Source organism: Thiolapillus sp., from assembly GCF_048562965.1.
Taxonomy (GTDB): Bacteria; Pseudomonadota; Gammaproteobacteria; order Chromatiales; family Chromatiaceae; genus Thiolapillus; species Thiolapillus brandeum_A.
The window spans coordinates 1-548 of sequence record NZ_JBHNMF010001587.1; the positions used below are offsets into that span (position 1 = coordinate 1).

Annotated in this window: 1 protein-coding gene; it reads right to left on the reverse strand. The window is 54.2% G+C overall.

The window, feature by feature from the left end; all coding sequences use genetic code 11:
* Positions 1-548 (reverse strand): transposase (locus ACOCD2_RS25655; protein WP_419586324.1); only part of this gene is annotated, 548 nt, incomplete at both ends.

Below are 548 nucleotides of genomic sequence, written 5' to 3' on the forward strand. Positions count from 1 at the left end.
CGTTGCTTTGCCGCCTGATAGAGCGCATCGCGTTTCACCAGAATCGATCGCTCCGCACCGTTGTGGCGTTGTGCTGGCGTCACAAATTGTATCCCGCTGTGACGATGTTCTTCGTTGTACCAGTGGACAAATCCATAAACCCACTCGCGCGCAGCGCCTAAGTTTTCAAACGGCTTCGATGGGAATGCCGGGGTGTACTTCATTGTGCCAAAGTGGCTCTCCGAATACGGATTGTCATTACTCACCGATGGACGACTGAATGACGGTACGACACCAGGTCGTTGCAGCGTCGCCAGCATGGTCGCGCCCTTCACCGGTGATCCATTGTCGGAATGAAGTACTAAGCCCCTCTCACTGACACCCTCCGCCAGACAGGCTTTGCGGATCAACAGCGAGGCATTCTCAGCTGTTTCGTTTTCATGAATTTCCCAGCCGACAATCTTGCGACTGTAAATATCCATCACCAGGTAGAGCCGATAGAACAACCCCGTTACGGTGGTCGCCAGGAACGTAATGTCCCAACTCCAGACTTCATTCGGCCCCGCTGC